The following is a 15,730-nucleotide window of genomic DNA, read 5'->3' as shown; positions in this document are numbered from 1 at the left end:
ATTAAACACTCAACATTATGAAGAAACTATTATTGATTTTTATAGTAATACTATTTGTGTCAACGCACAATGCAAAGGCTTGGTTCGACGAAGCCCATATGATTATTGCTTCAATAGCTTGGGATGAATTAAGTGATGATGAAAAACAAAAAGCCAACTTCCTTATTAAAATTTTGTCGGATGCAGATCCCCCCCGTTTGGCTGAGGCTGTAAGTAAAAAACAAAAATGATTGAGTTCGGCGGCGGTTAGCAAAGCGTACCGCCGTCGTTCTATTGCGGCAGGCTGCGCCTGAGATCAAAACCAACCAGTTTATTAACCCCCTCGTTAAGACGAGGCTATAAGCAACTAAAACAAAAATAAATGGGATGGGCGGTTGAGTCCCCCGTTAGTTCGAGGCTATAACCAAAAAGTAGTTGTCACTCTGTTTGGCGTAGGTTAGCAAAGCGTACCTGCGTCAATTTATTCTTGCAGGCTTTGCCTGCATATTACATGGTAGCAAATGTTATACAAAGTATAGAATGAAATGAGCGATATTCTAAAATTAATAATGGACAATAGAGAATGGATTTTTAGTGGGATTGGTGTATTAATAATTTCAGGCATTTTTACTTTTTTATTTAATTTATTAAAGTTCAAAAATGATAAGGATTCAAATTTTAACAAACGAATTATTAACAATATTAGTGTTAAGAAAAACAAATACAATAATGATATTAACATTAATCAATCATTTGGATTTGATGAGAATCAATTCGCAATATATTTAGATGGACTTATTAAAAATTATGAATTAATCCTAAAGGGAAAATTACACATGCCCTCTGATAGAGATTTCTATAAAGATTTTGTGCTTCCAATTTTCGATACATTCGAGAGTGTTCATTTAAGTTATATTGAGACTTTTAAGAGTGCCAGAAAATTGGTAAATTCATCGAAAAACCCATTTCATAAAGACAGTATTTTTCAATCAATTAAAACAGAAACTTTATTATCACAAAATCTAAGGCATAAACTTGGAATTCTAGCTACTTGTGATAAAAGTGGAAAATTAGAAAGGTTTGTAAGAGCTATTGAACAATATATGGGGATTAATTTTACCACTGACAGAGAAGACGGTTTTGAGGATTCACCAGTAATAAGTTTCACACAAGGAGTAAATAGTAGATTAATTGAAAAAATACATTTTTACTCTGATAATAAGTTATTATCCATAAAAGAAAAAAAGTCAAATACACTGCGAATAATAGATGAATTAATTAAGGAATTACAAGATAAATATTCTGCTGTATTTAACGAATTTGTGCAATTAAAGACTCTTCTATTGAACAATGAGAAAAATAATCTCCCCCTCTCGACGAAGTTTAGCGGAGTTTAATTTTGTCGTCTTTAAACTGCGGTCTCATGACCGCATAAAACTCTCTCACTAAACTGGATATGAGAATAGAACTAAAAACGATATTACAATGTACGGATAGATAAATTTTCATAAAACCACAAAAACAATATCTGATTTATTTTCAAAAAATTGAAAACGACAAACATTAAATCAATTACTATGACAACAAAAATTACAATTAACCCTTTAGTGAACGAATTTGATTTAGTATCTATTGGGTGCAGTGAATTAATCCTGATTATGATGAGTTTAATTGCAACAAAACGAGTTTTAGAACAACGCAAATTAGATGATCCTTCAAATCCAAGTACTGACCAACAAATCATGTCAATTAAAACTATCATTGACAAAATAAATAATCAATATCCAAATTGGGCTGGACAAACTAATTCGTTACTTGACAATAGCATTAGTGAAACATTAAATGACCATAAAATTTACAATAACCGTATTACAATAATATAAAGTTATAAAATGGACGGAATAGGTGCAACAAACAACACATGCATTGCCCCCCCGTTAAGTTGAGGCTGTAAGCAACTAAAACAAAAATAAATGGGATGGGCGGTTGGCTCCCGATAAATAGCAACGGGACAAGTTATGCCGCCGTCCATCTATTCCCTCCTGCTTCCGCTCAACAGTCTAAGCCATATCCAAACAAAACAGGCTAACTATTCCTGTATTCCCAAATAACAACTAACGGCAAAAATTTATTTTCAGCAAACTTTCTCAAGCCATGAAAATTACTTTAAAAACAATACCTTTAACCTTAAATTAGATCGAATGAAGTTTATGAAATTTTTATTACTTGAAGTTTTAGCCATTACATTACTTTTATTTGCCTGTAAAAAGGAGGATTGCACCTTTGATAATCCGAATGAACCTCGCGTTAAAAAGAATTCAATTGCTCAACCAAGCGATGGGCTTATGGCATTAGGTAATCAATTAGAAGACCCTTATGCCCTAAAGAACATGAAAAAAGCATATTCTAATTTAAAGGCTGTCAATCCCAGCTTACCGGATGTTAATATTCAGCCAACACATCTATACCTGCGTTTTTTACCCAGTACCGAGGAGGAATGGGGTATACTCAAATCCGATACCTCATTGGTTTTGTATGATTACCCCTTAAACTTTGAAATTGCCACTTCAGGTACATACTACCACGACCCATCACTGCCCGAAACGGCTATAACCTGGCAGTACTGCGTTATACCCATTAAGCATAGCATTCCTAATGTTCCGCATGAATTGCTCTACGAGGTATATATCCCTGATGATGACATTCCAAACTCAAAGGGTTCACCGGAGGTGAGCCAGCTTTTGCTCGATATGGAAACCGAATCGGTAAACTTAACTGGGAATATGCCCAAGGGTACTTTATCCAAATGGACACCGAAAGGAACTATCAAAGTTTGGGATGAAAATTTAACCACAACCACCTACACTCAAGTTTTTGACCACTGGGAGTACTACGATTGTAGCCAAGCTGCTCCCACTCAGCAAGCAAATCCAGCAAAGCAAATAATGCAAATTGCCCCTGTAGATCCAATCGACCCAACACAATGTCAAGAGGCAGTGTATCGCACCGTGGCTACAACCACCCAAGGTAAGTATACCCCTCTTGTTGGTGCTAGCGTTCATGCCCGCTGGTTTGTTCGTATTGAAAGGGATTTGACCGATGCGAATGGGTATTTTCAAACCTCTCGGTTTAGGTTTGAGGTTAACTACTCCATTAAATGGGAGAGAGCAGATTTTGAAATTCGTAATGGAAGAATATTCCAAGCATGGTATAACGGGCCAAAACAAAAAGGGGATTGGAATCTAAATATTACAGGCGGAATGTCCAGAATGTATGCCATTATTCATCGGGCTGCAAATGATTACTATTATAATAATACCCTTGGTATTCAATCCCCACCACAGAATTACTGGTATAATAACAGATTGTCTATAGGTACTTTTGACTGGGAACAGGTTGATTCCAACGGCGATACAAGACCATGGCAAAGATGGTTTGGTATGGCTGAAATTAGGATTTTTAAACCAAGCCGTACTACAACAGAAATATATGCTACAACAATACATGAATTAGCTCATGCTTCACATTGGAAGTTAGTTGGAGGATATTCATTTTCAATAGCATTACAAGATATAGTTGCCGAAAGTTGGGCACGAGGTGTACAATGGGAATTTACTAGGAGAACTTACCCATCATATCAAATATCATATGGTCGTTTAAATTATACTGGAATTGTTCAGGACATGATTGATGGATTTGGAATAAAAGGAACTTCAAATTGGTGGGATTATAGTTTGGATAAATGGGGCTCACCTGCATATTATAAATCTTATTCTGACTTGGTATCAGGTTATACACTTAAGCAGATTGAAGACGCTTTACAAGGTCAGAAAACTTGGAATGGATGGAGAGATAATATTAAAAATAAATATAGCAATGGCACAAAGAACAATTTGGATGCAGCTTTTACTTATTGGAATACTAAGTAGTTTCCAATCCTGTAAAAAAGTTGATAGATCGTTTATTGAAGAGTATAATCTCATAAACAAGACCGAGTATCAGATAGATATTGAGGTGTTTAATAGAATAGACCATGGATATTATAAAAGCACTTATAATATACCTAAAGATAGCGTTTGGGTTCAAAAAATAGACCTTGATTCTGGGAGTAAAACAGGTATTATTGCTCTTGCAGATTCTGTTTCAGTGATTTTTGATAATACTAAAATATTGAATTTTCTACCATACACCGAATCCCCTTTTAATATACTTAACCAGAATAATTATGACCTTATTGAGATAAAAGAAAACTACCACAAATACACCTTTGTAATTAATGAAGAGATGTACAATAATACTAATTTCATAAAATAATATAGCGTTTAAGTCGTCCTATTACAAAACAGAATGGCTTTTCAATATTGTCAACAATTTGAAAAAAAATGAACCAAACTCCCCTTTAAGACGAGGCTGTAAGTAATCAAATCAAAAATCATTCGGTTGGACAGTTGGCTCCCGATAAATAGCATCGGGATAAGTTGTGCCGCCGTCCATCTATTCATCAGGACGACATCTTACATCGGACTTTCGTTAAGTAGGAATTTTATGCGGTCAAAAACCGCTATTTAAAAACGTCGAAGTTACGGCTATCGCCTAAACTTTGCCAAGCCGAGCATTTTAATCTTGATCTATTAATTTACAATGTCGTTTAGCTAGCAATATCTTACAGACTATTTCAGGTCTATCGACTCTGAAAGGTCATGATTAGAAGCATAACCTGATAGAATTCGAAGAACCTATCAGAGTTTGCTTTCCACCTGCGTGAATTGCCAAAGCACAAAACCCTACGGCTCGGTATTCTTCATGAAACTCTGTTAAACTAATGCTATTTAAAGAAGTTCGGCTAAGATAGAATGAATCTTAGTTGAACATATCATTACAGGCTACAACCTAACAGAATAGCATCGATTTGAACACAACCTAAGCCGAACGAGAGCGTGAAATTTATTCCTAGTATAATTTCTATGTTCTGTTAACATTATTTTATAGAATTGTTTTTAGATTTATACACAAATATTGCTAACAAACAATACTTGTGTATATGTTTTAATTGTTACATTGTTCTATTATTGTATTAAAAAACAAGATTTTAAGCCAATAATTATTAAATATGAATATCCGTTTAGATTACTATTTCGATAAACAAGTTTAACTGTCATTGGCTCCGCCGAGCTCGTAAACTCGGTTCCGGGCGAAGTCCCGGAATCTGGATGTAAAAAAGGGGATTAACTCCGTTGAGTTCCCTTCGGTCAGTTCCTGCATTCGCAGGAATGACAGCAAAATGGTTAGATTTTGTTATGTAAGCGTATACACACATATTAAAATTAAACGAGCATGTTCGTTAAATATAAAAACACGGATGATAATTCACATGCGGGTTTCATCCGTCCTTAAATTTAAATTTTATTATCATGAAAAAATTAATCTTAAGTCTATTTGTAGTATTTGCTACAACTTTTGCTGTTAATGCAGCTGATTTTGCAAAATGTAATGCAGTTCCTTCTCCTGGTGACGAATGGGAAGTTGTTGTAACCGGATTTGTTGAGCAAAATACTCACAACCCAGTGACTTATTACGGGCAAATTTGTGCTATTAACGTTGCAACAAACGAGGTTTTTATGCCAGAAGAAACTCAGGAAGGTATTTTCTTTTATCTCGAAGAGGGTACTTACGTTATTGATGGTAGCGATTATTATTTTTGTGGTATCAACAGTAAGTTGATAACTGTTGATGATAATATGCAAATTGTAATGGAGTGTTGGTGCGAATAATTAAACCTCAATTTATTGCATCCCTCTACTAGGTAAGGCTATTTAAAGAAGTTCGGCAATGGGTTCTACCTTGGCCGAACTTTTTCTATCAGGCTACAGCCTTAGCCTTCGTTAGCGCGGATTTGAATTAGAATGAAACACCACTGCATCTCAATTATCGCAATTTGCGATAGCCAATTACTGTTTAGAGAGTTCCAAACTCCAAACCAAAGGTTAACATTACGGTGCGATGCACCTCTTTTTCTAGAATTATATAATTGGGCTACAAATATTAGGCGGCTCTGCCACTTGGAAGGCCTTTAATCTTACGAACTCCTACTCTGGGTGCGTAGCACCTTAATATTTGTAGATATTTCAATACCATACAGGTGAATAGGTACAGAGTACCGTAATTTTCTCAAACCCTAGAATGAAATAATGCCGCATCTCAACTATCGCAATTTGCGATAATCAGATTAATTACTCCTGTTTATCATTAAAAATTTGTGAGTATCAAAAAAGAAGGTATAACACAAAGAACTCAAAGGAGACACAAAAGACACCAAGTAAAAACATTACAAACCCTTGGCGAACTTTGCGAAATCTTATAATACTTTGCGGTTATTAATTTACAACTTCCTAACCAACAAATTCAACGAGCCAAAACATCCGTAACCATTGGTAACGTTGGTAAAGGGTGGTCGGTAGGTATTGGGTTTTATAAATACGTTGGATGCGGTAAGGTATTCTGTTAGGTTTTTGTCGTAGGCGTAAATTACCAGCTTTGCATCGGGTGTGATAGTTCCAGTGTTTTTTATCTCAATTTGAGTATCCCCGCTTTCGGGTTGCATAATACGGTTAGGGATTACTTTACCTCCAGTATACAAGTAAACATCGTACATCGAGGCAGAGGTGTTATGCAGAATCGAGAGGGTGATGGTATTTCCACTTACAGTAACATTATCATCAACAATAGCGGGGATATCTGGCACAATTGTTTCGGCAGTTAATGTAGGTAGGCTTGAATCAGTACATTTAATTTTATAGTGCTCCCCCGCTTTTGGTCTAAACACTAACGGTTGATATGTTGCATAGGAATTATCGTTATTTACATAATCAAACTGCGTTGAGTCTTTAACCTGATTATCTTCGATACGATAAATCATTACCCGGGCATCGGCTACATCAAAAGAATCACTCGCACTACCAATTGCGGGTAGTACCCTCTCAACATGAACCATCGACATGGTTTGATTCCCGATGGAATCGGGTCTGATTACCCCTAGGATATTAAATCCGGGTACAAATTGGTTATTATCAATAAATTTTGGCTGAGGGCCAATGAGGAAATCGAGAAAATCGTCCTTGCTGCATGATGTAATAATCAACATACAAGCAATACTCAGAATTAAGTGTATTTTATATCTCATAAAACTAAAATTTAATGATATAACCAGCCGTAATGCGTGGAAAATAGTTAAATCCTATTGGAATATACTTATCGCCGCCATAGGGAAAATACCAAATAACATTTCTCCTAAGGAATAGAATATTACCAATTGTTAACGTAAAGTACGATTCATCGGCTCTTAAAAACTCAGCCAATTCCGCACCAAATCCACCTCTTATCCTTTTAATAATTCCCATATCGACCTCAATAACCGCAGGTAAACGGGCATTATTCTTTGTTGGGGATATGCCAAATGGGTAAAAACCAATGGAACCCGTTGTAGGATCGTAGTAGTAATAGCTTTGTAGGGTAGTTTCTATTGTTTTAGGTAATCCACTTAAAGCAATAAGGCTGAAATTGTATGTTAACCGTGGTGCTATTTTATAATTAACAATTGCCTTAAATGAATGAGTTCTGTCGAAATCGAACAGGAACGATTTCCCACTCATTATGTAAGGATAGCTACGTGTACTTCTGCTTATACCATAGCTTATCCAACCCGATAATTTTTCAAAGTTAGCTTTAAACATCAACTCTATTCCGTATGATTTTCCTGTACCTTGTTGCAACTTATCCGAGAATGTTCTTGCTTCGAGTTCACTCTGGTTAAGGTCGAAGGTGTATGTAACGGGCATATCAATGTAATACATATCGAGGGAGAGGCTTGAGTTTTTAAACAGAGGTTTTTCGAAGCCTAAAATATAGTGTATCGATTTTGTTGGTTTACGATTTTTTAAAGGGTAGTAATAATCCAAAAACTGGTTGATTTCGTACTCCTGAGTATTCATGCTGATAATATTCTGGTAGTAAATACCCCATGCAGCTCGGAGTTTAATATAAAAAGGAAGATTTGCGCTAAGATTGAGCCTAGGTTCATACTGCCAATCATTGCTAAAAGAGTATCGGGATGCGCGTAATCCGGGGCGGATAATGAAATTACCTAGCTTTATCTTATCCTCTATAAAGCCAGCAAAAAGCAATGGGCTTCGGGTATTATTACCTTTATCGATATCGTTTATCCGAGCACCATTACTAAAGTAGTAGTTATTGAACTCTGCGCCTATTTTAATAGTGTTTATTGAATCGGATTTAATGTTTAGCACCGACTTAGCACACAGATCATTAATTTTACTTCGGAAATTGGTATTGTAATATAGTTTTACCTCTTGGCTTGTACTATCGGGGTTAAATGTAAGATCCATGGATGAGAAATTATCGGAAGAATGAAATGAGCCATAAATCTGGGTTTTAAGGAATACACTTGGGCTTATAACTGTTTTAAGAATTGCCGTTCCTGCCCTATTTGACCATGAGTTATTAAGCTTCATTTGAGTATCTTCATATACATCCATGCTAAAAGATTTATCAATGTATGCAAACAACCTGTCTGGTGCAAACCTCATATCATCCTTCGAGTTGAAAAGTTTAAAGGTGATTCGGTTACGCTCATTCAACCTATTTGTATACGAAATATTAAAATCGTAGAAATAGCTTCTGCTTGAGTAGATAAAATAACTGGGGATATCGTAAAAGTAACGGGCAGCCACCATCATCGATCCTCTTTTACCAACTGGAAACTCGGCAAATACCTTTGAATGGGTTGTAGTAGGTTCAAACTCCCCATGCAAACCATCACGATTCCCATCTTTTGTAGTGATATAAAGAATGGATGAGTTCCGACCTCCAAACTCAGAACCAAAGCCACCAACAAGTAGGTCGATATTCTTAATGGATTGAATATTAAAAATCCCATCGCCGCTTGCAAAATGGTAAGGATTGTAAATTGCAACACCATCAAGAAGCACTAGGTTACCAGATGGATCGCTGCCACGAGCGGTGTATAAAGGTGAGAATGGATCTGTTGCCTCAATGCCCGGAAGATATTTCACAGCCTTAAATATATCCCCACTTGCCGATGGGATATTGAGTATTGTGTGCGATGAAAGTTTTAGCTGCGAGGTTTCTATCTCCTTATCGCCTACCGTATCGGGTCGTGCTGCTGTAATAATCACATCTTTTAGCTCAATTACCTCCTGCTCTAACGCTGTTTCATTCAGCAGAATGCTTTTATTTATTACCCTTACAGTTTTCTCAACCTTTTTATAGCCAACGTATGAGAATTGTAAGATATACTCACCGGGTTTTATACTCGATATTCTAAAAAAGCCATTCCCATCGGTTGTAATGCCCTGCTGGGTATTTTTTAAAACTACGGTAACGCCAATTAGCGTTTCTCCAGTTTTAGAATCAATTACATAGCCAGAAACAGTATATGTTTGGGAATATCCAGTGGCAGATATAAATAGAAAGAGTAGGAAAATATATAGTTTCTTCCTCATATTTTTAAAATTGCAACTAAACAGGCGCATAAATTTCTTTTAAAAATAAAAATATCGATTACCCATACTAATCTCGCATTAATGGTTCTCGCAAAGTCGCAAAGTTTGCGAAGAAGAAAAAACTTTGAGTTTTTTCCTTTTGCGCACAAACTGTAGTTCTATTCTAACAATGTTCCTCATCTATCTTATACTCTTTGCGGCTTAGCGACTTTGCGTGAGGCATTTACTCAAAGCACCTTTGCGTGAAACATTTACTCAAAGTTTAATCCCAAGTTGAACAATCAAATATGGTTGGAACAAAGCGCCCTCAGAATATATATAATTAACATTCCCCATTATACCAAAACCAGCAATTACACCTTTTTTTGATAACTGGTTAAATGTTATACTCTGGCTTAATGAAAAATCTACTAGAAAGATATCCTCAAGTCCATGCTTTGCATACTCAGACTCTACCCACCTATTTAACCCGAAAAACAGCTTCTTCTTAAGAATTAAAACCATTTTATTTGATATTCGAATATTCTGCTGTGTGTTGTAAACGGATGTCTCAAACGATTCGTATTTCTCATCATTCCTATAGCGGATACAGTAGGCATGTCGATAGAATTTCTTTTCCGTTTCGGGCCTCGAAAAGATAATCTCCCCATCCATAAGCCAAGACTTCTGACCAATAAACGACTCCAAATTCGTGTACAGATTCTTTTTGATAGGGAATGAAAACCTTTTATAGTTGGGAATCGCACACAATGAATCATTTGCTTTACAAGCACGTATCTTATCAATATCTAGCATAAAATTTATCTTCCACTTATCTATAATGTCTTCGTATCCTAAACCTATATTTTTCTTTTTGACTCTTGATTTTGAGGTTGTTTCGTACATAAGTGTTCCCGAGTAGTAGTACTTATTATCCTCTTTTAAAGAATATACTGATACTGAGGCATTACAGGTAAAGTTTTTTGAGAAGAACTTCTCATTGGCAAAAACATCAAACTCATCTATCTGCAATCTATACTTACTATTTGTTGATGTATTGGGAGATATTAGAAACATCCCTTTGATTTCGGTTGCCAAAGGTTTTTGAATCTGTAAAAAGTTATCGACAGGAACAAAAACATACTTTTTCTTTTCCCAAACACCCAAACAGCTGGGTTTTGTATTTCGAACATCAATAACGGTATCTACAAATAAATTGATACTATTTATCTTACTTTTTCCAAATTCAATAACAAGAGAATCGTAATACTTTGATTGTCCTAAAATGAAATTAGAAATGAATAAAGGAATTAATAGTAAGGCTAACTTTTTATACATTAAATTGCTATTTTTTGACTTGTTCTATATTCTATTAAGTAGATCGAAAATATTGTAAAAAACGTGAATCAAAACTAGCACTTTCCTAACAAACATTTTGCCAAAACAGTAAAAAACTCTTTTACATCCAATTATCCTGTTAATACAGAATTTAAATCAATGGAAATGATAATAGAACTATTGTAACTATTCAGCAATAAAAACATCTCACGCAAAGTCGCTAAGCCGCAAAGAACATAAGATGGATAAAGAATAAAGTTTAACTCAATTGAAATATTATGATAAGATCATACCAAATTGATCCTACGGTTTGTACGCAAAGGGAAAAAACTAAAAGTTTTTTCTTCTTCGCGAACTTGGCGACTTTGCGAGAACTTATAATGCGAGAATAGCATGTGTAATTGACACTTCCAGTTTATTTTCAAAAGAATATCTACTAAATTATGTGTATGAATAGTTACGAATTATTAATTACACGGAAGATTTAAAATTTGAAAAGATATCCTCCAAACAAACTCTGTTCAACATTTTACCGAAAAACTTGTTTTGATAGAAGATGGAAGTCAGAAGACCAAAGTCGGAAGATGAAAGTTGGAAGACCGAAGTCAGAAGTTGGAAGAAGAAAGTTCAAAGTTTAAAAAATTACGGGTAGCAAACGAATATCAAACAGATAATAGTAATGAATAGATATTTAAGCAATATAGATTCTCAAGCCCTAGAGGCCATCTTTAAGGATTGGCAAAAGGATCCTAATTCAGTAGATAAGGAATGGCAAAGATTTTTCGAGGGATTTGAACTGGCAAGAGCAAAGTTCAACGCCAATGATTCTGGAATTTTGGATATTGAATTTAAAGTGCTAAATCTTATTGATGGCTACAGGAAGCGTGGGCATCTTTTTACCAAAACAAATCCTGTAAGAGCCAGACGGAAACATCTACCAAATTTAAGCCTTGAGAATTTTGGTCTTTCAGAATCGGATCTCAACACCATTTTTCAGGCTGGAAAAAGCATTGGCATTGGCCCAGCAACACTAAAAGATATTATCCAATTCCTTGATGATGTTTATTGCCACAGCATTGGCGTTGAATTCATGTATATCCGTAATCCGGAAATTGTAAGTTGGCTTGAGGAGAAAATTGAAGGATCAAGAAATAAGACCAACTTTTCGAACGAACAGAAAAAGCATATCTTACACCATCTTAAACTGGCCGTTGGATTCGAGCAGTTTATTCATAAAAAATTTGTGGGTCAAAAACGATTCTCGCTCGAGGGTGCAGAATCGCTAATGCCTGCCCTCGACTCAATAATTGAACATGGAGCATTGCTCGGAATCGAGGAGTTTGTAATAGGTATGGCTCATAGGGGTAGGCTCAATGTACTCTCGAACATTATGGGAAAACCCTATGAAGATATTTTTGGTGAATTTATTGGTGAAAAATATGCCGAAGATATCGCACTTGGCGATGTTAAGTATCACCTCAGTTTCAACAACACGATTAATACTGATAATGGGCATTCCGTACACTTAAGCCTTGTACCAAACCCATCGCATCTGGAAACCGTTGCCCCGGTTGCTCAAGGGATAGCACGAGCAAGAATCGAACACACCTACAATCACAACTTTAACAAACTCGCCCCAATAATCATTCATGGCGATGCTGCAATTGCCGCTCAAGGCGTTGTTTACGAAACCCTACAAATGTCGCAGCTCGAAGGGTATAAAACGGGGGGAACAATACACATCGTCATAAATAACCAAGTTGGTTTTACAACCAACTACCTCGATGCAAGAAGCAGCACCTACTGTACCGATATTGGCAAGGTTACCCTATCGCCTGTTTTCCATGTAAATGGGGATGATCCTGAAGCATTAATTCATACCATTAGGCTTGCGGTTGAGTATCGGCAAAAATTTCACACCGATGTTTTCATCGATCTATTATGCTACCGCAGATATGGGCATAATGAGGGCGATGAACCTCGCTTTACCCAACCAACTCTATACGATGCAATAGCAAATCACCCCAATGTTCGTGATTTATACTCTAAAACACTCACCGAACAGGGAATAATAACTTCGGATGAGGTAAAAAATTTAGAACAAGAGTTCGATAAACTTCTTGATACTAAGTTAGAAGAGGCTAAGGATCAAAAAGGTGTAAAGGTTCAGCGATTTATGGCAGATTCTTGGAAGGGTTTGAGATACTCTAAACCTGCTGATTTTAATGATTCGCTAGAAACAGGTGTGGAGAAGAACACGTTAATCAAAATTGCCAATAAAATTAATACGCTACCAGCCAATAAGCCATTTTTCAAAAAATTAATAAAATTATTAGAGGATAGAACCGAAATAGTTAAAAACAATCAGGTTGACTGGGCAATGGCTGAACTTTTAGCTTACGGTTCGCTTCTCACCGAGGGTTATCCCGTTCGAATTAGCGGTCAGGATTCGGAAAGAGGGACATTCTCTCATCGACACTCCGCATACAACGTAGAAAATTCGGATGAAAAGTATTACCCACTAAAGAATTTATCGGAAAAACAGGCATCCTTTAATGTTTACAATAGCCTCCTTTCAGAGTACGGAGTTATGGGTTTTGAGTATGGATACTCCATTACGCTTCCCAAAGGGCTTACAATTTGGGAGGCTCAATTTGGCGATTTCTTTAATGTTGCGCAGGTAATTATCGACCAGTATATCAGCTCTGCTGAGGATAAATGGGGGCTACGTTCGGGATTAACCCTACTTCTCCCCCATGGATTCGAAGGTCAAGGGCCTGAACACTCAAGTGCTAGGATTGAACGATTCCTCACTCTTGCTGCCCACAATAATATGCAGATATCAAATTGCACTACCCCTGCTAATATTTTTCACCTACTACGACGTCAGCAAAAGCGTGATTTCAGAGTGCCACTGGTTGTTTTCACACCAAAAAGTTTACTCCGACATCCAAAGTGTGTTTCCAATTTAAATGAGCTATCCACAGGTGGTTTTAAAGAGGTTATTGATGATAGTAATGTTGATGTTAACGAGGTTAAGCGAGTTGTTTTTTGTAGTGGTAAAATCTACTACGATTTACTTCAAAAGAAAGAAGAATATAATGCAAGAGATATTGCTTTGGTAAGGATTGAGCAGCTTTACCCATTCCCTAAAAAACAGATACTTGATATTATTTCCAAATATCGGAATACAATAAAATGGCTATGGGTACAGGAAGAGCCAGAGAATATGGGAGCATGGAATTTTATTCGCGACCAAATTAATGAGATTAAACTCGAACCCGTATGCCGCTCTGCTAGCGGAAGCCCCGCTGTTGGGTTAAGTAAAATTCACACCATTGAGCAGAACGAAATTATTGGTAAAGTATTTCGCAAATGCGATTGTGAATTAAAGAATGTTTACTGCGGATTGCAATGTATGGTGGGTTCAAGGAAATTTACTAGAAAACCTGAACATGAGTATCTTGATTAGAAAAAGTACTTAAAGTGTGCTAAAGTACTTAGAGTGCACTAAAGTATTTAGAGTGCCTAAAGTTAAAAAAGTTGCCATTAGCATTACTTTAGGCACTCTAAAAATTCTAAGCACTATTAACTTACTAAATATTAGAAATTGTAATAAATAATTTTATGATTATAGAAATCCGTATACCAAGTCCAGGAGAATCAATATCCGAAGTAGAACTAGCACGTTGGCTGGTTGAAGATAATAGTTGGGTAGATAAAGATCAGGAGGTTGCTGAGGTTGAGTCCGAAAAAGCAACACTTCCATTAATTGCAGCGGCTAGCGGTATAATTAAAATAGCTATTCAGGCAGGAACAACAATAAAGATTAATGAAATTGCTTGTACAATCGATACGTCTGGTGCTAAACCCGAAGTAAAATCTAAAGTTGATACAATACCTCCCAAAAAGGAGGAAATTCCTGTAAAAGTTAAAGTGGAAGATAAACCAAAGCAAATAGATGAGAAAAAAGATATTGACAACAAAGATCTAAAAGTTAAAATCACCCCTCTTGCCGAAAAAATGATGAAGGATGAAAATCTTTCAATTGATGATATTCTAAATGGATTGAAAAAAATATCAACCCATGAGGTTGAATTAGTAAAGCATCAAAATCTATTCTCACAACCTCATATTTCGGGCGAAAGAGTTGAGGAACGGGTTAAGATGTCACAACTCCGAAAGAAATTAAGCGAACGCCTAGTCTCTGTAAAAAACCAAACAGCAATGCTCACCACCTTTAATGAGGTAGATATGAGTAGGGTTATGGAAATCAGAAAAACCTATCAGCAAGCATTTCAGGAGAAATATGGAGTAAAATTAGGATTAATGTCTTTCTTCACAAAAGCAGTGGTCGAAGCCCTTAAACAGCATCCATTGGTCAACTCATTCTTAGACAAAGATGAAATTGTAACCCCAAACTACTTTGATATTGGTATTGCAGTGCAAACCCCTAAAGGGCTAATGGTACCGGTAATAAAAAATGCTGAAAGGCTTACCTTTGGCGAGATTGAAAAAGGTATTGCAGCACTAGCAGAAAAGGGGCGTTCGGGAAGGATTGGAATAGAGGATCTAACAGGCGGAACTTTTACAATTACTAATGGTGGAATTTTTGGCTCGATGCTATCAACTCCAATACTCAATCCTCCACAATCGGGTATTTTAGGAATGCACAATATTGTTGACCGACCAGTTGCCATTAATAGTAAGGTTGAAATCCGACCCATTATGTACGTTGCCTTTAGCTACGATCATCGTATAATTGATGGTAAAGATTCTGTTGGTTTTCTGTTGAAAGTGAAGCAAATGATAGAAAAACCAGAATCAATGCTTTTCGAGGGGAATAACATGGATAAACGGTTAATTGGGATATAAGAAAAGCACCCTTTCAAGTG

General features: G+C 36.3%; 11 protein-coding genes. 8 read left to right on the top strand and 3 right to left on the bottom strand.

Features of this window, described 5'->3' with window-relative positions; translation table 11 throughout:
- Positions 1-17: 17 nt before the first annotated feature.
- The 6 genes from HOO91_06110 (at position 18) to HOO91_06085 (ending at position 5,750) form a co-directional block, all read left to right on the top strand.
- Positions 18-230, top strand: coding sequence for a hypothetical protein (locus HOO91_06110; GenBank protein NOU17116.1), 213 nt, complete (start codon positions 18-20; stop codon positions 228-230).
- Positions 231-524: 294 nt separating this feature from the next.
- Complete coding sequence (locus HOO91_06105) at positions 525-1,376, top strand: hypothetical protein (protein ID NOU17115.1); 852 nt, start codon at positions 525-527, stop codon at positions 1,374-1,376.
- A 180-nt stretch (positions 1,377-1,556) separates the two neighbouring features.
- Positions 1,557-1,862: a hypothetical protein gene (locus HOO91_06100; protein NOU17114.1), complete on the top strand. Its 306-nt coding sequence runs from the start codon at positions 1,557-1,559 to the stop codon at positions 1,860-1,862.
- Positions 1,863-2,180: 318 nt separating this feature from the next.
- A complete protein-coding gene (locus tag HOO91_06095; GenBank protein NOU17113.1) occupies positions 2,181-3,908 on the top strand; it encodes a hypothetical protein in 1,728 nt (575 codons plus the stop codon).
- Positions 3,856-4,293, top strand: coding sequence for a hypothetical protein (locus HOO91_06090; protein ID NOU17112.1), 438 nt, complete (start codon positions 3,856-3,858; stop codon positions 4,291-4,293). Before HOO91_06095 ends, HOO91_06090 begins: the two co-directional genes overlap by 53 nt.
- A gap of 1,097 nt (positions 4,294-5,390) precedes the next feature.
- Entirely contained in the window at positions 5,391-5,750 is a 360-nt protein-coding gene (locus tag HOO91_06085) for a hypothetical protein (protein ID NOU17111.1), read from the top strand.
- 608 nt (positions 5,751-6,358) lie between these two features.
- Here the strand turns inward: HOO91_06085 and HOO91_06080 are convergent.
- The 3 genes from HOO91_06080 to HOO91_06070 all read right to left on the bottom strand — a co-directional run bounded on the left by HOO91_06080 (position 6,359) and on the right by HOO91_06070 (position 10,835).
- Positions 6,359-7,159, bottom strand: coding sequence for a DUF4249 family protein (locus tag HOO91_06080; protein ID NOU17110.1), 801 nt, complete (start codon positions 7,157-7,159; stop codon positions 6,359-6,361).
- A gap of 4 nt (positions 7,160-7,163) precedes the next feature.
- Positions 7,164-9,518 carry a TonB-dependent receptor gene (locus HOO91_06075; GenBank protein NOU17109.1) on the bottom strand — a complete coding sequence of 785 codons (2,355 nt, stop codon included), beginning with the start codon at positions 9,516-9,518 and terminating at the stop codon, positions 7,164-7,166.
- A 255-nt stretch (positions 9,519-9,773) separates the two neighbouring features.
- A complete protein-coding gene (locus HOO91_06070) occupies positions 9,774-10,835 on the bottom strand; it encodes a hypothetical protein (GenBank protein ID NOU17108.1) in 1,062 nt (353 codons plus the stop codon).
- Between the two features lie 679 nt (positions 10,836-11,514).
- Here HOO91_06070 and HOO91_06065 point away from each other — a divergent pair.
- A complete protein-coding gene (locus tag HOO91_06065; GenBank protein NOU17107.1) occupies positions 11,515-14,307 on the top strand; it encodes a 2-oxoglutarate dehydrogenase E1 component in 2,793 nt (930 codons plus the stop codon).
- A gap of 155 nt (positions 14,308-14,462) precedes the next feature.
- The gene (gene odhB, locus HOO91_06060) at positions 14,463-15,710 is read left to right on the top strand and encodes a 2-oxoglutarate dehydrogenase complex dihydrolipoyllysine-residue succinyltransferase (GenBank protein ID NOU17106.1); all 1,248 of its coding nucleotides are present in this window, start codon (positions 14,463-14,465) and stop codon (positions 15,708-15,710) included.
- Positions 15,711-15,730: the final 20 nt, after the last annotated feature.

It is taken from the genome of Bacteroidales bacterium (genome assembly GCA_013141385.1).
Taxonomy (GTDB): Bacteria; Bacteroidota; Bacteroidia; order Bacteroidales; family Tenuifilaceae; genus UBA8529.
Note: the sequence above shows the minus strand (reverse complement) of the source record. Positions and strands in the feature narration are given on the sequence as shown.